At 51.7% G+C, this 17,353-nt stretch carries 19 protein-coding genes and 1 tRNA gene; 16 read left to right on the top strand and 4 right to left on the bottom strand.

All coding sequences use genetic code 11. The features are described 5' to 3' along the window. Positions 1-5: 5 nt before the first annotated feature. Positions 6-1,343, top strand: a complete 1,338-nt coding sequence (locus tag N9C89_RS01260) for a S41 family peptidase (protein WP_263951999.1) — start codon at positions 6-8, stop codon at positions 1,341-1,343. A gap of 50 nt (positions 1,344-1,393) precedes the next feature. Continuing rightward, complete coding sequence (locus N9C89_RS01255) at positions 1,394-1,885, top strand: RNA pyrophosphohydrolase (protein WP_263951998.1); 492 nt, start codon at positions 1,394-1,396, stop codon at positions 1,883-1,885. Positions 1,886-1,891: 6 nt separating this feature from the next. Here N9C89_RS01255 and N9C89_RS01250 read toward each other — a convergent pair whose 3' ends face one another. Further along, positions 1,892-2,905: an NAD-dependent epimerase/dehydratase family protein gene (locus tag N9C89_RS01250; RefSeq protein ID WP_263951997.1), complete on the bottom strand. Its 1,014-nt coding sequence runs from the start codon at positions 2,903-2,905 to the stop codon at positions 1,892-1,894. Positions 2,906-3,123: 218 nt separating this feature from the next. On the opposite strand from N9C89_RS01250, the gene N9C89_RS01245 reads away from it, so the two are divergent. From N9C89_RS01245 to N9C89_RS01210, 8 genes are all read left to right on the top strand, one after another. Then, complete coding sequence (locus N9C89_RS01245; RefSeq protein ID WP_263951996.1) at positions 3,124-3,921, top strand: methyltransferase domain-containing protein; 798 nt, start codon at positions 3,124-3,126, stop codon at positions 3,919-3,921. 447 nt (positions 3,922-4,368) lie between these two features. Then, complete coding sequence (locus N9C89_RS01240) at positions 4,369-5,553, top strand: site-specific integrase (RefSeq protein WP_263951995.1); 1,185 nt, start codon at positions 4,369-4,371, stop codon at positions 5,551-5,553. 115 nt (positions 5,554-5,668) lie between these two features. Further along, the gene (locus tag N9C89_RS01235) at positions 5,669-6,337 is read left to right on the top strand and encodes a hypothetical protein (protein ID WP_263951994.1); all 669 of its coding nucleotides are present in this window, start codon (positions 5,669-5,671) and stop codon (positions 6,335-6,337) included. Positions 6,338-6,371: 34 nt separating this feature from the next. After that, positions 6,372-6,668, top strand: a complete 297-nt coding sequence (locus N9C89_RS01230) for a helix-turn-helix transcriptional regulator (RefSeq protein WP_263951993.1) — start codon at positions 6,372-6,374, stop codon at positions 6,666-6,668. A 137-nt stretch (positions 6,669-6,805) separates the two neighbouring features. After that, positions 6,806-7,024, top strand: coding sequence for a hypothetical protein (locus tag N9C89_RS01225; RefSeq protein ID WP_263951992.1), 219 nt, complete (start codon positions 6,806-6,808; stop codon positions 7,022-7,024). 178 nt (positions 7,025-7,202) lie between these two features. Further along, complete coding sequence (locus tag N9C89_RS01220; RefSeq protein WP_263951991.1) at positions 7,203-8,348, top strand: hypothetical protein; 1,146 nt, start codon at positions 7,203-7,205, stop codon at positions 8,346-8,348. Positions 8,349-8,613: 265 nt separating this feature from the next. Continuing rightward, a complete protein-coding gene (locus N9C89_RS01215; protein ID WP_263951989.1) occupies positions 8,614-8,997 on the top strand; it encodes a hypothetical protein in 384 nt (127 codons plus the stop codon). Further along, entirely contained in the window at positions 8,990-10,015 is a 1,026-nt protein-coding gene (locus N9C89_RS01210) for a serine/threonine-protein kinase (RefSeq protein WP_263951988.1), read from the top strand. Before N9C89_RS01215 ends, N9C89_RS01210 begins: the two co-directional genes overlap by 8 nt. A gap of 228 nt (positions 10,016-10,243) precedes the next feature. Here N9C89_RS01210 and N9C89_RS01205 read toward each other — a convergent pair whose 3' ends face one another. Next, on the bottom strand, positions 10,244-11,767 hold the full coding sequence (locus N9C89_RS01205) for an anti-phage dCTP deaminase (RefSeq protein ID WP_263951987.1): 1,524 nt from the start codon (positions 11,765-11,767) through the stop codon (positions 10,244-10,246). Between the two features lie 119 nt (positions 11,768-11,886). Here N9C89_RS01205 and N9C89_RS01200 point away from each other — a divergent pair, with 119 nt between their 5' ends. Beyond that, positions 11,887-12,042 carry a hypothetical protein gene (locus N9C89_RS01200; RefSeq protein ID WP_263951986.1) on the top strand — a complete coding sequence of 52 codons (156 nt, stop codon included), beginning with the start codon at positions 11,887-11,889 and terminating at the stop codon, positions 12,040-12,042. Between the two features lie 144 nt (positions 12,043-12,186). Here N9C89_RS01200 and N9C89_RS01195 read toward each other — a convergent pair whose 3' ends face one another. After that, positions 12,187-12,546, bottom strand: coding sequence for a hypothetical protein (locus N9C89_RS01195; RefSeq protein ID WP_263951985.1), 360 nt, complete (start codon positions 12,544-12,546; stop codon positions 12,187-12,189). Positions 12,547-13,123: 577 nt separating this feature from the next. After that, positions 13,124-13,199: transfer RNA gene (locus tag N9C89_RS01190), tRNA-Lys, on the bottom strand. Positions 13,200-13,305: 106 nt separating this feature from the next. Here N9C89_RS01190 and dapF point away from each other — a divergent pair. The 5 genes from dapF (at position 13,306) to N9C89_RS01165 (ending at position 17,337) form a co-directional block, all read left to right on the top strand. Beyond that, a complete protein-coding gene (gene dapF, locus N9C89_RS01185; protein WP_263953257.1) occupies positions 13,306-14,142 on the top strand; it encodes a diaminopimelate epimerase in 837 nt (278 codons plus the stop codon). After that, the gene (gene mtaB, locus N9C89_RS01180; RefSeq protein ID WP_263951984.1) at positions 14,142-15,395 is read left to right on the top strand and encodes a tRNA (N(6)-L-threonylcarbamoyladenosine(37)-C(2))-methylthiotransferase MtaB; all 1,254 of its coding nucleotides are present in this window, start codon (positions 14,142-14,144) and stop codon (positions 15,393-15,395) included. Before dapF ends, mtaB begins: the two co-directional genes overlap by 1 nt. Further along, entirely contained in the window at positions 15,392-16,027 is a 636-nt protein-coding gene (locus N9C89_RS01175; RefSeq protein WP_263951983.1) for a glutathione S-transferase, read from the top strand. Before mtaB ends, N9C89_RS01175 begins: the two co-directional genes overlap by 4 nt. A 74-nt stretch (positions 16,028-16,101) precedes the next feature. Next, complete coding sequence (locus N9C89_RS01170; protein WP_263951982.1) at positions 16,102-16,725, top strand: FMN-binding negative transcriptional regulator; 624 nt, start codon at positions 16,102-16,104, stop codon at positions 16,723-16,725. A 3-nt stretch (positions 16,726-16,728) separates the two neighbouring features. Beyond that, positions 16,729-17,337: a glutathione S-transferase N-terminal domain-containing protein gene (locus N9C89_RS01165; protein WP_263951981.1), complete on the top strand. Its 609-nt coding sequence runs from the start codon at positions 16,729-16,731 to the stop codon at positions 17,335-17,337. Positions 17,338-17,353: the final 16 nt, after the last annotated feature.

Genomic DNA, 17,353 nt, shown 5'->3' with positions numbered 1-17,353 from the left:
ACGGTATGAAAAAGTTCTTAATGGCGGCAACAGGCGGCGCGGTGCTCGCCGCAATCGTGACAACCCAAGTCGCGGCGCCTTTGCTGGCGCAGGAAGCAGAATCCAAAAGCACAATCTATGAACAACTCGACCTATTCGGCAGCGCGTTTGAACGCATTCGCAGCCAATACGTCGAAGAAGTTGACGAAGCCGACCTGATCGAAGCCGCGATCAATGGCATGCTCACGTCACTTGATCCGCACTCCAGCTATCTACCCCCCGCCGATTTCGACGACATGCGCGAACAGACGCGCGGCGAGTTCGGCGGCCTTGGCATTGAGGTGACGCAGGAAGAGGGCTTTGTGAAAGTCGTGTCCCCGATTGATGACACTCCCGCGGATGCCGCAGGTATCGAAGCTGGCGATTTCATTACCCACGTAGATGGTGCCAGCGTTCTGGGCCTCACACTCGACGAAACAGTTGAGATGATGCGCGGCCCTGTTGGTTCCGAGATCATCATCACAGTCGTACGCGAGGATGTGCCCGAGCCATTTGACGTTTCGATCATCCGCGACACAATCAAGCTCACAGCTGTACGGACCCGCACAGAAGGTGAGTCCATCGTATTGCGCGTGACAACATTCAACGACCAAACATTCGAAAACCTCAAAGAAGGCATCGAAGAGCAAATCGAAGAAGCCGGCGGCATCGAGAATGTCGAAGGGTTCGTAGTTGACCTTCGTAACAACCCAGGCGGTTTGCTCGAACAAGCGGTTCTGGTTTCGGACGCCTTCCTTGAGGCTGGTGAAATCGTGTCGACCCGTGGCCGCAGCGCCGAAGATGGCGAGCGGTTCAATGCGCGCCCTGGCGATCTGGCCCAAGGCAAACCGATTGTTGTGTTGATCAACGGCGGCTCTGCTTCTGCCTCGGAAATCGTTGCCGGTGCCCTTCAAGATCACCGCCGCGCGATTGTGGTTGGCACAAAGAGCTTTGGTAAGGGCTCGGTTCAAACGGTCATGCCGCTCAAGGGCGACGGCGCGATGCGCCTGACCACCGCTCGGTATTACACGCCATCGGGCCGCTCCATTCAGGCGCTTGGCGTTTCGCCCAATATCATTGTTGAGCAACCCCGCCGAGATCCACTCGCCGAAGAAGAGGAAGAGGATGACTCACCACGCCTTCGCTCTGAAGCTGATCTGCGTGGCAGCCTCAGCAACGACTCCATGACAGAGGACGAGCGTCGTCAGCTTGAGGAAGAAGAAGCGAAAGCCGAAGAAGCGGCAAAGCTGCGGGATGAGGATTACCAACTTTCTTATGCGATTGACCTCCTGCACGGTCTTTCCGCACTCGACCTCGAAGACTAAAGAAACACGGGTTCGGCCTCGGCCGGACCCGCCTTACACCGGCGTTTTCCATGACAGTTTCAAATCCCGACACACGCCCTTACCGCCCCTGCGTGGGCGTTATGCTTGTGAACCAAGACGGCTTGATTTTCGCAGGCCAGCGCAATGACCGCCCCGCACATGAACCGCCAGCCTGGCAGATGCCACAGGGCGGCATCGACGATGGCGAAGCGCCGGAGGCCGCCGCACTCCGCGAGCTTTGGGAAGAAACAGGTGTCGAGGCCGATAAGGTGACGATCGAAACCCAAACTCAAGATTGGCTTCCCTACGACCTGCCGCACGACCTTTCGCTCAAATTGTGGAAAGGCAAGTACCGCGGCCAGAAACAGCTGTGGTTTTTGATGCGTTTCAACGGGACGGATTCGGACATCAATATCGAAACCGAAGTGCCGGAGTTTTCAGAATGGTGCTGGATGGCGCCCGACAAATTGATCGAGTCAATTGTGCCATTCAAACGCAATCTCTATGGCAAGGTTTTGGGCGAGTTCGGGCCGAAGCTCTAACGCCTCTTACCCAACCTTATAAAACTCTTTGTACCAATCAACAAAGGCGGCAACGCCCTTGGCCACATCTGTTTTCGGGGTATAACCCGTAAGCTTTTGCAAGAGTGTTGCGTCTGCCCAAGTCGCAGGCACATCACCTGGCTGCATCGGCATCATATTGCGCTCGGCTTTGATCCCGATGGCCTCTTCAATTGCGTCGATGAAATCAAGAAGCTGAACCGGTTCCGAATTGCCGATATTCACCACGCGGAACGGCGCCACGGGCGAAAGGCTATCATAGCTGGCAATATCGCCCTCGCTTGCGGGCCGTTCGGGAATTGCGTCAACCAATAGACGGATCGCCGCCACGAGATCGGTTACATAGGTAAAGTCGCGCCGCATATCCCCGTTGTTGTAAACATCAATCGGGGAACCTTCGAGAATAGCCTTGGTGAATTTAAACAGCGCCATATCCGGCCGCCCCCATGGACCATAGACCGTAAAGAAGCGAAACATGGTGATCGGCAAATCATACAGATGCGCATAAGAATGGGCCATGGACTCATTGGCCTTCTTCGTAGCGGCATAGAACGACATTTGCGCATCAGACTTATCCGTTTCAGCATAGGGCATCTTTGTATTCGCCCCATAGGCCGAACTTGTAGAGGCCAAGAGCATATGCGCAGGAGGATAGGCCCGCGCCGATTCTAGTAATTCGAATGTACCGATCAGGTTAGACTCAAGATAAGTGCGCGGCGCATCAATCGAGTACCGAACACCAGCCTGAGCCGCGAGATGCACAACAACATCGAACCGATACTCCGCAAATAGAGACATCAGCAATTCCGGCTCTTCAAGGCGCGCCACAACTGGCGTGAAATTCGGATGTTCAAGCAGCGCGTGCCGCTTTTCCTTGAGCGAAACATCATAGTAATCCGTCAGCGCATCAAGCCCGACAACCTTGAAGCCTTCATCAAGCAGCGTCTGGCACAGATGAAACCCGATGAACCCTGCTGACCCCGTTACCAATGCTGTGCGCATATTATCCGCTTTCTCGTTTCGCTGTTTGGCCGTAGCATAGTGCTATGCCCACCCGATTGAAAACACTTCGTTTTGCAACACTAAAGAGCTGCGCGCGCTGGGCCTGTCGGACGTCACTCAGCACTCGCTCAAACGGGCATTCACGTTTTTCTAAACTTTTTAGCCAATTTAGGGCATACTCGTAACATTATTACACGACATTTTTTGGAAGCTTTCTTATGGCCGATCCATTTCAAGACGTTGATGCCGCTGGCGCCGAGTTCATTCGGCTCTTTGCGGATTCAATGGATCAGCGTCAGTCAGATCCCAAAATGGAGAAGATTGTGGCCGATTATCTCGCACGGCTCACATTCGAACCATCTGGCCTCACAATCGAAGTTGGTGCAGGGGCTGGGGCGGTTACGAGGCGGATTGCTGCGTTTGCCCATCCAACCAAAGTTGTCGGCTATGAACCATCCCAGGGTTTTGTCAAAGAGGCCCAGCAGCGCGTAACAGGGCTTGAGAACCTGTCATTCGAAGCCGCTGATGGCGCGGCGCTCCCGCTGGAAGACGAATCCGTAGACAACGTGGTGATGCACACTGTGCTGTCCCATGTGGTTGCCCCGTCAGCCCTTATTAACGAAGGCTTTCGGGTTCTGAAGCCTGGCGGCAAGCTTGTCATCTGCGACGTAGATTTTTCCAAGGCCGCACTAGGAAGCTTCCCGAATGACCCACTCGACATTTGCGCCAAGGCGTTCGTAAGCGAGTTCGTAACTGACGCCCACATCGTCGCAAAATTGGGGCCACTCACCAGCGCAGCTGGGTTCAGTGTCGAGCATTTCGACATCACGAGCCGCGTCATTACATCAAAAGAGCAAATGCTACCGTGGGTCACCGAAGCCACCCGCTTGATGGCGGAACGCGGCGAAATCGGCAAAGACTTAGCCGAAGCCCTCGTCGGCGAACATGATCGGCGACTAAGAGCAGGGCAGCTCTACGGATATCAAGCAATCGCGACATACATTGCGAGCAAGTAACAGCTGAATCGCCATTGATGTAGATTTCTCTACCGAACTCCCAAAGCTAGTAAATATTTGATTCGTCGCTACAGACGTTCATCGCAAAGAAAATAATCTAGAGCACGTCATTGCGGTTTACGTCCAACGCATACGAGACGAACTGCTTCCGTAGAAGAAACGATGCGCTTTCGGCGCACAAACAGGAACACCACATCACCCAATAATCTGAGAGAAAAAGTGGTGAGCCGTGATGGGTTCTAACCATCGACCTACTGATTAAAAGGGCTCTCAGGGATGTTTTCACCACCTACTCCACACTGCGCTAAACTGACAAAAATACAGCAAAAACAAATATTTATATTGACTGACGCCGCGCCAACCTTTCATGAATAACGCCACACTTCGCCGCCTAATGCTTCCGTAGAGTTTTCGGATTTCAGGGCAAACGAGAGGGAGAGAGTGGATATGTTCAAAATCACAAAACGCAGTGTCGAAGCGCTAGAGGTCACAGATAAAGAGTACATCATCTGGGACCAGATCATTCGCGGTTTTGGTGTTCGTGTTTATCCCTCGGGGCGAAAAGCCTTTGTCGTGCAATATCGCTCTGGTCGACGCAGCCGCCGCATTACACTTGGACAACATGGGAACGTAACTGCAGATGAAGCCCGCACACGCGCGAGGAAGCTGTTGGGAGAGATTGCGGGCGGAGCTGACCCTTCCGCCGCAAAACACGCCAAACGCCACGCACCAACCGTTGCGGGCCTCTGCGACCGATTCTTGGATGAATACGTCGACCAACATTGCAAACCGACTACCGCTCGCGACTATCGCAGCATCATCCGCCGTTTTATCCGGCCCAAACTTGGCCTGATTGCGATCAACGAAGTAACGCGCGCTGATGTCGTCGCCTTTCACCACGGCTTGCGTGAAACGCCTTATCAAGCCAATCGTGCGGCAAGCATGCTCTCCAAGCTCTTTAATATGGCGGAAGATTGGGGACTGCGGGATGCTGGCTCAAACCCTGCTCGACGCATCAAGAAGTTCCGCGAAGAGGAGAAAAAGCGCTACCTCTCTGCTGATGAACAAAGACGGCTTGGTGAAGTTTTGGCAAAGGCGCTAGAGGATGGCTCAGAGACAATCTATGCAGTCTCTGCAATCCTTCTGCTGATTTACACGGGATGTCGTCACAGCGAAATTCTGACCCTCAAATGGGAAAACGTTACGACGCACCATCTGGAACTCCCCGACAGCAAGACGGGCCGGAGGCGCATTCCTCTGCCCCGTGAAGCATATGATATTCTGGCCGACTTACCGCGCATGGAAGGGAACCCTTACGTTATCTTAGGCGAGTCTGAAACTAGCCACCTGATTAACCTGCAAAAGCCGTGGAGAAGAATCCGCAAATTGGCGGGCATTGAAGATGTCCGCATTCACGATCTACGGCACACCTATGCCTCAGTTGCGATGCAAGACGGGATTGATCCGTTTACGCTAAAGGAAATTCTAGGACACAAGAACCTGACCACTACGTTACGATATGCGCACCTTGCCGACGAAGATGTGCAACGGGCTGCAGGTTCCGTTGCAAGTCGCCTTGCACTTTCCGTTCGTAGCGATATTCGAAGACCGCCGCTCCGTGTTGTCGGCTAACGTTACCTTACATAGAGATAGCGCGAGCATTAAGGCCGCCCTATGTAAAGTAATGTTACCGAACAGGTCCGCGCAGAACGGCTCCCCCCTTGCATAAGATTAGAGGACAGCAGAAATGACCACGACAACCACGCCTCCCGTTACCTTAGATATTGGCAAACTTTGGGAGGCGTTAGGTTTAGACGCGCCGATGGCCACGGAGTTTGAAAGCGAGATCGAGTTTATCGCCCGAGCCTACGATCCTAAAAATCGCAGCGTTTCTAAACTCTCCGCGAAAGAGCGCAAGGCGCTATACGGAAAGATCGAAAAATCTGCTTCTACTTTATTGGCGCAACTTTCGCACTTGCCGCCATCGGCTGAATGGGAGCTTGAGGAAGCAGGATTTGCCCTTGAGCCGGAAGGCTTTGATGAAGCCATAATGGACACCGAAAACGAGGGGCTTGGATATGGCGAGTTCCTTGTTGAAAAACTTCAAGCCGCCTTGCCGGAACTGAACGTATTGGTTGAGTACGCTCTAACCGAACACAAGCGCCCCCGTGCCCGACCAAAGCAGAACCAATCGCTTGAAGATACAATCACGAAGCTGGGCAAGGTGTTCGAGTATTTCACCGGTGATGTGCCAATGGCCTCATATAGCTATAACGAGATTGATCAAGAGCGCCCCTATCATGGCAGGTTCTTTGATTTTCTCTATGCGTTTTTCTGGTCGGTGAACGGGCGGCAATTTCCGACTTCACACACAATCGGCGACACCGCACGGCGCGTTTTTGGCCTTAGAAAATAGGCTATGGCGAAAATGGATCAAAATTTGACCATTTATGCCATTAGAACGCGAACGCCTTACGCTGCATTCTGTTTACATCGAAACAAACAGCAGTGAGGCAACGATGCAAACACAGATTGATCCAGACTACTACGACCGGCTTATCGGAGAGAGAGATGCCGCCGATTACCTTTGTTATTCGGTAAGGGCGCTCCAGAACTGGCGCGTTCGTGGCGGCGGGCCGCTTTTTATCAAAGTATCAGGCCGTTCGGTTCGTTACACGCGCCGCGACCTTCAGAAATGGATCGCAGAAAAGCGGGTCGCAAACACGAGCCTATCGCTCGTTGAATAATCCAGTTTTGCCCGCACGGAGTTGGCAGCGACGTGCGGGATTTTGGGGCCGGATGGCTTCTTAGAGGGCGTGGGGTCAAACGTCACCTCACGCCCTTCATATGTCTGCCGACAACTTAACTTCGAAAAGGAAAACACATGAGCAATCTACCTGCCCACAAAATCAAATTGGGCCTCACAACCGCAACAATCTGGGACAATGACGGGAACTATTCCGTCGACATTACCCGCTCCTACAAGGACGCTCAGGGCGACTGGAAGAACACAGGAAGTCTGTTCCACTCCGATCTTCTGAACGTCGCCAAGGTTGCGGAACGCGCGGAAATCTGGATCAGCAGACAGCTTTCAACACGATGAAACTTTAGGGGTCGGGCTTCTCAATCCGGCCCCAAAACACAAACTGCCCCGCCGGAGGCACGACTTCCGGTCATTCCCTCACATTCAAGCCATCGAACGCCGCAATAACATGCGGAGACAATGGGGGGTCTTGTAACACCCCCCTCCACAAATACAAAAAGCAGGTACAGCGTAAACCATGATAGACATCCTTCATTCCGGCTTTGACGGTCTAACCTTCACCGTTTCCACCGACATTCCGCCCGACTTCGCCCAAGAGCTTGCATCGGCCAAAGCCTTTGCTTGGGAAACCCGCGCCGAATGCATCCTTGATTTGGGTAAGATCAAACTATCTGTCACCGCAACAGGGGCGCGTGGCTTTACCTGTCACACGGGCGACTTGGGCGCGGTCTGGCTCATTCAAGACCCAGAAAACCCGATCCCCAACAACCCGATGATTAAAGTTGATTTCCGCGCCATGGGGCTTGCGCTTCATGGCTTGGACGGAGCCGAAGAACACTTCCGTGATTGCATGGAAGCCTTTGAAATCCCCTACGTCGAAACCCAGCTCCGTGTGAGCCGCGTTGACTTCGCGGTTGATGTGCTCGCCCCGTGGTTCGAACCAAGCAGAGAAGCGCTTGTGGTTCCTGCCCACACCAAGGTAAGCGAACTCACCGGCGTTGATGAAACCGAAACCCTCGCCAGCAGCAACCGCGTGACCGGCCTTCGCGCCGGTGCCATTGCAAACCGCCAACTTGCCATCTACGACAAGCGCCTCGAAGTCATGCAGAAGAAAAACGCGGGCTGGCTTACAATCTGGAACCAAGCCCGTCGAGATGTGGGCCAACCCGAGTTGGATTTGAAGGATCGTTTTGCAAGCCAGATTTGGCGGTTTGAAATGCGTCTTGGCTCAAAACAACTCCGCAACCGCTATGAAATGCGAAGCTGGCAAGACCTGCGCGAAACTATCGGAGACGCCCTCAACGAGTTCTTCGAGAAAATCCGCTACTGCACCCCCACAGGCGACACCAACCGCGCACGATGGCCGGTACAGCCCATCTGGAGGGCCGTAAGGGATAGGGTGGCAGAAAACCTACTAGAGCACCGCACCGGCGTTGAGCCAAGCAATGTGATCTATGCCAACAAGTTTGAGAAGTGGCGTCAGTTTGATACCCAGCTCTTAGGGTATTTCGTTTCCCGCGCTGCACTTTCGGACGTGAAGCCCGACGACTTCGAAGAATTCATGCTTCAGCACGTTCAGCCGCTCGCAAGAATGAGCAAAGAGCACCCGAAGCCGATTGAGGAAAGGTTTGACAAGGTGAGGAGAAGGTATCGGTTGTGGTAAGCGCACTAAAGTAGAGCAAACAACTCACGTCCTAGTTCGATCATTTCAAGTCGAGAGAATATTTATAGTCGCAGCGTTTTGTCTTTGGGGGCTACGTAATAGTAATGCATAAAGTTAGGTTGCAATAACAGGATAGGGAACATATGTTTCCAGTGTGTTCACTTTATGTTCTCGTTCGATGTGAGGTTAGATGATTACAATCGGCATTAGAGCCCGACCATCTAGCGTAGTCTACGCTGTCGTGGATACGGAAGACAGTTCCGTTGTGAATATTGATCAGATTGTTGTGCCGTTGGCGTTCGATACGCCCGAAGCACTTAAATATGTCCGAAGTAACTTTCTAGACATAATTCGTGAATACAACATTCAGCAAGCCGGAATCAGAGCCACTGAGCCGAACTCGCAACGCATGAATATCAAAAGACTCCAGATTGAGGGTGTGATTATAGAGGCATTCGCGAGCAGCCCGTTAAAGGGCTACTATGTTGGGCATATTTCATCGATCGCTTCGCGCTTAGGCCTAACTCGAACACACCTAAAGCCGATGATCGAAGGCAACGTGCCCTTTGAAGTCGATGGCTGGCAGAATATGATTAATGAAGAAAGAGAGGCAGTCCTATGTGCCCTTGGAGCTGAACACAATGCTTAGACCTCATAAGAGAGCGGAAGTAGAGTGGCACGAAATTCGCGAGATTGGGCTGGAAGGTAAAAACTCAACCACGCATATTGTTGAGGACGTCCAGCTTGGTGCAGAAATTGTGATGAAGAGAATCGCGAAGTCAAAGCTGGAATCTGCTTCTGAATATTTTGATGAAGCGAAGGCATTATATGCAACCGCACATCAAAACGTCGTCCCAGTTTTATATTCCTGTGAAGACGACAAATTCGTCTACGTTGCGCTGCCGTTTTTTGAACAGGGTTCACTGTCAGCGCTCATGGCATCCCGCAACCTAACTGTGCGAGAGATAATTAGGTTGTCATGCCAATTATTGTCAGGACTTCACAACATACACTCGAAAGGTTTGATCCATTTCGACATTAAACCTGACAACATTCTTCTATCTGAACGAGGTGAAGCTCTCATATCTGATTTTGGTCTAGCAAAACAGATGTATGCCGGTGAGGCATGGCAGGACCAGTTTTATATGCCTATAGCTCCACCTGAAAGGGTGATAGGTCCACCATTTAACTTGCAACACGACATCTATCAGTTTGGCTTAACACTTTACAGGATGTGCTGTGGTGGTAGTTCGGTGAGAAAGCAATTTGATGCCTTCGGAGGCGATCAACAGGCTTTTGTTTCAGCACTCGAACAAGGAATTTATCCGAACCGACAGGCATTCCCAGAACACATACCTAATCGTCTAAAAAGCGTTGTCATTCAGTGCTTGCAACCAAGTCCAAACGATAGATTTCTTTCGGCATTAGCGGTCGCAAATGAACTTGCTAAGGTGGATAACTGTTTCGACTGGGAATATGAAACAGTTGGCGAAGAAAGGCGTTGGAAACGTAGTGAGAACGGAACACTCAAGACTTTTGTGGTAAAAGGAGATGGTTCGACCGCGTTTTTGACAGCCAAGAACGGGAAAACGCGACGAAAGACTGCTCACTGCAAGGCGACAATGACACCAACAAAGATACGCGGCGTTCTAAAGAATGAGGGTTAGTAGATGAAGCGGATCAGAAACGAGCCATATTCGTACAAACGCCGTGAAATTATTGCATCGGCATGGAATTCGCAGGACGCAAGGCGCGATTCAAACTCACGTGAATATATGCTAAGAGTAAAGATGACACGTGAAGTAAATGTTACTTTACGCAAAGGCCAAAAGAAGTAGGTTTTAATTTAGATGGTATGCGTGAAGTGATTGTCGGCTTTTTACTCGCTGGAACACCTAATCAGTCGTGCTTATCGTATCTACAGCATATAGGTTTTCGAGCACTGCATAAATAACGCGGGCTGGTGCACCTACCTCAATATTGCCCAAGCGTGGTGCTTGTTCACCTTTATACCAGTCAATCACTTCGCCTTCTTTCGTTTGGCGCGAGCCTTTTTCAAAAATGTCGCGGTACCGTCGAGGAGATATACCAAAGAAGTGTTCAATACTGACTTTAGCACTTTCGGTAGCATCGTGACCCACAATATTTTGGAATAGGCTTTCAGTTTTACTTTTGGGATACGGCTCGATGAAGACAATCCGCTCTATGCCTGCGGCAATTAGGTGTTTAGCACAATTATGACAGGGGTAAGTGGTTACGAAAATTGAAGCGCCTTTCAAAGACCTACCTAATCGCGCCGCATCAGACAGGGCATTCATCTCTGCATGCACCATTCGCCCATATTCTGTCACACCAGCTATTAACGAGCCTTTAATCGCTTTTCGGTGCCCATCATTTTGCAAAATACTATTAACTGTTTGTCCCTTTGCAATTATTCCTTGCTTCTCAAGCACACCCAAAAAATCAGAGATTATTCTGTTGATTTCATTCTTATTTGCTTCGCCACCTAGATCAATGTCTCTTTTCTTGTCAGCGTCTTCATCCCAATAATTTCCGCCTCCGTACTTAGGGACTTCATTACAACCGACAGAGATCAAATCTCCTTCAGACGTTACAATTGCAGCTCCAACTTGCCGTGAAAGATCAACTGATCTCAGAGAAGCAGCTTTAGCCATATAGCTGCCAAACTCATCGCGTGTTGGCGCAACATTGTTGCGCCCAAAGAAGGCCTTTATGAAACGTTGGCTGGATCTCTCCAAAGAATCTTCTGAGGTGCCGTCGAAAAATACATCACCAAGATGAAAAATCTTTGAAATTCGCTGCCCACGTTCATCGCTCCGTTCATTCTGATCAGTCGCGATCAACGTGCCGGCATGGGCTTCACAGCGCTCGTTATCCCAGCTGTGTTGCTCGCTGCGTAGACGAGCGACCAAAGACTGTCTACGTTGTTCTAAAGATGTGACGACAGATACTTGAACAAAGCGTTTTCCAAATGCCTTGATGAGCAGCTCGACCTCCTCAGGTCGCTTAAGTTGGTCGATGATGAATGCATGTTCATCAAGAGGAATAAGTGCTCGTTCGTTTATTTTTGCAGCATTTGTTTCTCCACGATTCTTTGCAAAACCTTTTCGATATTCAACTATCTGCCTAATAGCTTCAGCGGCGAGAACTCCGTTGTTATTAAATGTCTCGCGAACTTTATTCCCTTTGAGAATTTTCTCTTCTAACGCGGAATCAAATCGCCCATCGACTTCGCTACCCTTCGCTTTCAGGAGTCTATCCATCTCTGAACTGAGCGATACCGTTACAGGAATATAATCCATCTTTTTCAGAGTCGACGCCAGAATGTCACCGGCTTGATGGATCGGGCAACCAATCGGACCTACCAAACCAAAAACCAGTTCAACGCGGTTACTCATTAGGCGTCCTTTCAACAATCAGAACGAGAGTTTCGAATGATCTTTAGCCGACGTCAAGGCAAGTATTGATCCCTTATTGAAAGTGATTCACAATAGAAGCACCAAAGGGAGTAGTTGACATGGATCGTGAGAAGCAAAAACAACCTCGAAATGAAGTGCAAGATGAAGCCAAGGCCCGAGATCTGAAACAAGAGCGAGAAGAGTTCATGGAAATGATTAGTCATCAATCCGAAGCGTCTCGTGAGTATACAAAAGGTAAGCTGCTCTCTGCCTAGTGTTGGCAGAGAACATATTCAACTTGCATAGCCTAGACTTTCTACAAGCTCTCCCCAGAATCTAGTGGGTTGCTACTTCATTCATGAAAGCCGCCTATTGGCACTGCAAAAGTGTAAGATGTCGAGCGTCATCCCAAAGCCAGCTTAGCGCTCATCCTTGTTAGGCCCTTGCCCACCGTAGGCATCTAAAACCATCTTAAAGTAAGCAGTTGTCTTGTCGGAATATTCACTCAGACCCGGCCAAGCAAACGGGAATGTCCCGACTGTCGACACCCATTCAACGTCCAGCCAAAGCATCTTTGCTATTGTCTCTGCCTCCGGAGAAGTTTTGTCTTCTGGCCAGAGGTCCATGTCCAACGCAATCCACGCATCGCCGTCATCATCAACGCTGATGTCAGCACCTAAGGCAGCCAGTCTTTCACCTACGTTACTTGCATCATCAAGTAACGCTGCACGCAACAGTAGCTCTGCTTTCTTCGAATCCATGTCCATAGTTAATGCCATTGGTGACCTCCATTTCCTGCATCACAGATATGAAACATTTTATTCAATTAAAAGGATGTGATGTTTTTAGTTTCAAACTTAAGAACCTCCTCCATGGCAAGGCATCTCTTCGACAACGGCAGCTATAGACAAAGCAAAAAACCTGCAGGGCGGCATCGTACCTTTTAGCTGTTACCGCGCGATTTCAAGCGGAACACCCAGTTGTTGCCGTTAGACTTACGTCATGCGACATCAAAGCCAATCGAAGCTACAATTTTGGTAAAAAACTATCACGTTCGTGACCAAGAGAATTACTTCAGAACACGAATTCACGCGTTACAAGCAGAGCGTTGATTTTACGCGGAAGCAGATGCACGCGCTGCTGGTTGGCGTCGCGCACGACGTTAGGTGCGTCGGTCCCTAATCTAAATCAGCTATCTAGAAACCGATTCGCCGAATCCCATGCGTGGCACTTCCACACCACAAAACAGCCGGAGATTTCCCGTTCTACTGCTTCCGTATTGCTTCCGGCAACGAAACGCGCACGACTTACGAACAAACGCAAACACCACAACACTCTGATATATAAGAGAAAAAGTGGTGAGCCGTGATGGGTTCGAACCATCGACCTACTGATTAAAAGTCAGTTGCTCTACCAACTGAGCTAACGGCCCACACTGTGGCGCTTCTCTAAGAAAGCGCGGGGGCGGGGTCAAGCCGATTCTGAAGATTTCTTGCAGATTGCTGGTAAATCTTTTTTCCGAGGTCTATATCCGCCTTATGAAACAGGCTTTTGACAGAGATTCCCTGCCGTTTATGAAAATGCACGGGCTGGGTAACGATTTTGTCGTGATTGATTCCCGACAAACAGGCGCGATTGTGACGCCTGATTTGGCGCGCGCGGTGGGTCATCGCCACACCGGCGTAGGATTTGATCAGCTTGCAGAGATCCTCAAAAGCAATGAGACAGACGCAGAGCTTGTTTTTTATAACTCTGATGGCTCGACCTCGGGCGCGTGCGGGAATGCTACGCGCTGTATCGCGCGGTATTTGATGAACGAATCCGGAGCCGAGAAGATCAGCCTGAGAACCGAGCGTGGTATTCTTTTGGGCGAAGATGCCGGCAACGGGCTCACCCGAATCAATATGGGTGCGCCGCTGCTGCAATGGGATGAAATACCGATCGCCTCAAAGATGGATACGCTTTCTCTCCCGATTGACGGTGATCCAGTTGCCACAGGCATGGGCAACCCCCATTGCACATTCATCGTTGAGGACGCTGAGTCTGTTGATTTGGAAAAACTCGGAGCCGAGTTCGAAACCCATCCGCTTTACCCCGAGCGCACGAATGTTGAGTTCATCTCGCGTGTTGCGCCAAACCGGATTCGCATGCGGATTTGGGAGCGAGGCGTTGGCGTTACGATGGCCTCTGGCTCTGGAAGCTGTGCGAGCGCCGTAGCGGCGGCGCGGCGAGGTCTCACAGGGCGTAGTGTCGAGGTTGTTACCGATGGCGGGATGCTCACGATCGATTGGCGTGACGATGGCGTCTGGATGACAGGGCCAACGATGCATGCATTTGACGCGAGCCTTTCGCGGCAGTTTCTGGAGTCGATCTGATGGCTATGCCCAAGTTCACCACGCTGGGGTGCCGCTTGAACGCCTATGAAACCGAGGCGATGAAGGAACTCTCCGAAGCAGCAGGCGTGAAAGACGCCGTTGTTGTGAACACCTGCGCAGTAACGGCCGAGGCCGTGCGCAAGGCGCGTCAGGAGATTCGGAAGCTTCGGCGCGAAAACCCTGATGCCAAACTCATCGTTACCGGATGCGCCGCCCAAACCGAGCCGCAAACCTTTTCGGCAATGGATGAGGTTGACGTGGTGATTGGCAACACAGAGAAAATGCAGCCCGAAACGTGGTCTCGTATGGGGCCGGATTTCATCGGCAATACTGAAGCGGTTCAAGTTGACGACATCATGGCCGTGACCGAAACCGCGGGGCACTTGATTGACGGGTTTGGTACACGCAGCCGCGCGTATGTTCAGGTGCAGAATGGCTGTGATCATCGTTGTACGTTTTGCATCATTCCCTATGGCCGCGGGAATTCCCGCTCAGTACCGGCGGGCGTGGTGGTTGATCAGATCAAACGCCTTGTGGATCGCGGCTATAATGAAGTCGTGCTCACAGGGGTGGACCTTACAAGCTGGGGCGCGGACCTGCCGATGACGCCAAAGCTCGGCGATCTGGTTATGCGGATCTTGCGACTCGTTCCGGACTTGCCGCGCCTTCGCATCAGCTCGATTGACTCGATCGAGGTGGACGAGAGCCTAATGCAAGCCATTGCGACCGAGCCGCGTTTGATGCCGCATTTGCATCTGTCTTTGCAGGCAGGCGATGACATGATCCTCAAACGGATGAAACGCCGTCACTTGCGCGATGATGCCATCCAGTTCTGTGAAGAGGCCCGTGCATTGCGGCCGAATATGACCTTTGGCGCAGACATCATCGCCGGTTTCCCCACAGAGACAGACGCAATGTTTGAAAATTCGATCAAACTTGTTTCCGAATGCGATTTAACGTGGCTGCACGTATTCCCTTACTCCGCACGCGAAGGAACGCCTGCGGCGCGTATGCCAGCGGTTGATGGGAAAACGATCAAAACCCGCGCCGCCCGTCTTCGAGCAGAGGGCGAGAAACAGGTCGCTGCACATCTGGCGTCGCAAATCGGCAAGACACACTCTGTTCTGATGGAAAATCCGCATATGGGGCGCACAGAACAATTCACCGAAGTAACGTTTGCCGATCCACAAGCGGAAGGGCAAATTGTGACAGCCGCGATCAAATCAAGCCAAGGCAACCAGCTCGTCGCATGACCGATCACTCCGCCATTCTTTATTCATTCCGCCGCTGCCCCTATGCGATGCGAGCGCGCCTTGCTCTGGCAAGCGCGGGGATCAAATGCGAGTTACGGGAAATTCTGCTGCGTGATAAGCCAGAGGAGATGCTCGCGGCCTCGCCCAAAGGTACCGTACCTGTTCTCATCGCAGAGGGCGAAGTGATCGACGAGAGCCTCGACATCATGTTGTGGTCATTGAAGCGCCATGATCCGGAAGCGTGGCTAGATGTGCCGAACGAGGCATTTGCCCTGATTGAACGCTCGGACACCGAATTCAAAACCGCGCTCGACCGCTATAAATACGCCACTCGATATGAGGACGCAGACCGCGAAACCGAACGCGAAAAGGCCGCTGTGTTTCTGCGCGATCTTGATCAACGCCTATCGGAAAACGCCTTCCTCTTTGGCGAAACACGCACAATAGCCGATATGGCGACAGTGACCTTCGTGCGCCAATACGCGAATGTGGATCGGGCTTGGTTTGACACACAAGATTGGCCCCACCTGCTCCGTTGGCTTGAAGAGTTTCTGGCTTCCGAGCGGTTTGCAAAGATCATGGTGAAGCATCCTGTTTGGCAAAGTGGCACAAAAGGCATTGATTTCCCTTAAAGCTGTGTGCGGTTTTCGCTTGCGCGTTGCCCTTGCTCTGCGGAACATGTGCGCGCTTGAACGAAAGGCCTGCCATGCACCCCAATCCGGTTTTCCGCAAATCAACTATCGAACAAAACCTACAGTTCGCGCGCGAGCGCGGGTTCGGCACACTTGCGGTTAACGGCGAAGCTGGCCCAACGCTGGCACATGTCCCATTCTGGATTTCGCCGGATGGCTCATATGCCGAGATGCACCTTGTGCGGTCCAATCCGATCATTCGTGGTATAGAAGGAGCTCAAAAGGCGGTTTTGGCGACTACAGGTCCAGATGGCTACATTTCGCCCGATTGGTACGAGATGGATGATCAGGTTCCAACGTGGAATTATGTGGCAGTGCATTTGCGCGGAGAATTGGAAGTTCTACCCGCCACAGAACTTCGCGGCCATCTTGACCGCCTCTCCGAAGTGAATGAAGCTCGGCTTTTGCCAAAAGTGCCTTGGCTCACGAGTAAGATGCCCGAAGACGCCCTCGCCAAGATGATGCGGATGATTACTCCGTGCCGCTTAACAATCGAAAACGTCGAAGGCACTTGGAAGCTTGGACAGAACAAACCCGAAGACGCCCGCAAATCCGCTGCGGGGTTCGTAAAAACATATGATCACGGCCAAGAAACAACCATGCTCGCAGCCCTGATGACGGGCGTTCAGGAGGATTAAACCATGCAACTGTATTATAGCCCGACGTCACCCTTTGTGCGCAAAATCATGGTTCTGCTTCATGAAACAGGCCAGCTTGAAGACGTTGAAAAGCTCCCGACCTCGGGAACACCCCTCGCTCCTGCCAAAGGCCTTCCGGCTCATAACCCACTAGGCAAAGTTCCGGCGCTTGCTCGTGACGGCGCCCCTACGCTGTATGACAGCCGCGTAATTTGTCAGTTCCTTGATGATCGTGCGCGGGCTTCGCTTTATGGCGAAGGCGAGAGCAAATGGAGCAACCTCGTTGTCGAGGCCACCGCCGATGGAATCGTCGATGCCGCTCTTCTTATGGTCTATGAGCGTCGCCTCCGCCCCGACGACAAACAATTCCACGACTATATCGAATCCCAATGGCACAAAGTTGAGCAAGCCGTTGAGGCACTTGATCAAAAATGGCTGTCAAACCTCTCTGGTCCCTTGTCGATCGGGCAAATTGCGGTTGGATGTGCGCTCGGATACCTTGATTTTCGCCATGACGCCCGTGGTTGGAGAAAAAATGCAGGCGGATTAGACGATTGGTATGCTAAATTCAGCGAACGCCCGTCGATGAAAGCAACGATTCCTGCTGGATAGGGCAGAATCGGGGTGC

This window comes from Halocynthiibacter sp. SDUM655004, assembly GCF_026015885.1.
Taxonomy (GTDB): Bacteria; Pseudomonadota; Alphaproteobacteria; order Rhodobacterales; family Rhodobacteraceae; genus Falsihalocynthiibacter; species Falsihalocynthiibacter halioticoli.
Note: the sequence above shows the minus strand (reverse complement) of the source record. Positions and strands in the feature narration are given on the sequence as shown.

Coding starts and splice junctions, on each gene's coding strand:
- N9C89_RS01260 (WP_263951999.1), top strand. CDS start 6: ATGAAAAAGTTCTTAATGGCGGCAACAGGCGGCGCGGTGCTCGCCGCA.
- N9C89_RS01255 (WP_263951998.1), top strand. CDS start 1,394: ATGACAGTTTCAAATCCCGACACACGCCCTTACCGCCCCTGCGTGGGC.
- N9C89_RS01250 (WP_263951997.1), bottom strand. CDS start 2,905: ATGCGCACAGCATTGGTAACGGGGTCAGCAGGGTTCATCGGGTTTCAT.
- N9C89_RS01245 (WP_263951996.1), top strand. CDS start 3,124: ATGGCCGATCCATTTCAAGACGTTGATGCCGCTGGCGCCGAGTTCATT.
- N9C89_RS01240 (WP_263951995.1), top strand. CDS start 4,369: ATGTTCAAAATCACAAAACGCAGTGTCGAAGCGCTAGAGGTCACAGAT.
- N9C89_RS01235 (WP_263951994.1), top strand. CDS start 5,669: ATGACCACGACAACCACGCCTCCCGTTACCTTAGATATTGGCAAACTT.
- N9C89_RS01230 (WP_263951993.1), top strand. CDS start 6,372: ATGCCATTAGAACGCGAACGCCTTACGCTGCATTCTGTTTACATCGAA.
- N9C89_RS01225 (WP_263951992.1), top strand. CDS start 6,806: ATGAGCAATCTACCTGCCCACAAAATCAAATTGGGCCTCACAACCGCA.
- N9C89_RS01220 (WP_263951991.1), top strand. CDS start 7,203: ATGATAGACATCCTTCATTCCGGCTTTGACGGTCTAACCTTCACCGTT.
- N9C89_RS01210 (WP_263951988.1), top strand. CDS start 8,990: ATGCTTAGACCTCATAAGAGAGCGGAAGTAGAGTGGCACGAAATTCGC.
- N9C89_RS01205 (WP_263951987.1), bottom strand. CDS start 11,767: ATGAGTAACCGCGTTGAACTGGTTTTTGGTTTGGTAGGTCCGATTGGT.
- N9C89_RS01200 (WP_263951986.1), top strand. CDS start 11,887: ATGGATCGTGAGAAGCAAAAACAACCTCGAAATGAAGTGCAAGATGAA.
- N9C89_RS01195 (WP_263951985.1), bottom strand. CDS start 12,546: ATGGCATTAACTATGGACATGGATTCGAAGAAAGCAGAGCTACTGTTG.
- dapF (WP_263953257.1), top strand. CDS start 13,306: ATGAAACAGGCTTTTGACAGAGATTCCCTGCCGTTTATGAAAATGCAC.
- mtaB (WP_263951984.1), top strand. CDS start 14,142: ATGGCTATGCCCAAGTTCACCACGCTGGGGTGCCGCTTGAACGCCTAT.
- N9C89_RS01175 (WP_263951983.1), top strand. CDS start 15,392: ATGACCGATCACTCCGCCATTCTTTATTCATTCCGCCGCTGCCCCTAT.
- N9C89_RS01170 (WP_263951982.1), top strand. CDS start 16,102: ATGCACCCCAATCCGGTTTTCCGCAAATCAACTATCGAACAAAACCTA.
- N9C89_RS01165 (WP_263951981.1), top strand. CDS start 16,729: ATGCAACTGTATTATAGCCCGACGTCACCCTTTGTGCGCAAAATCATG.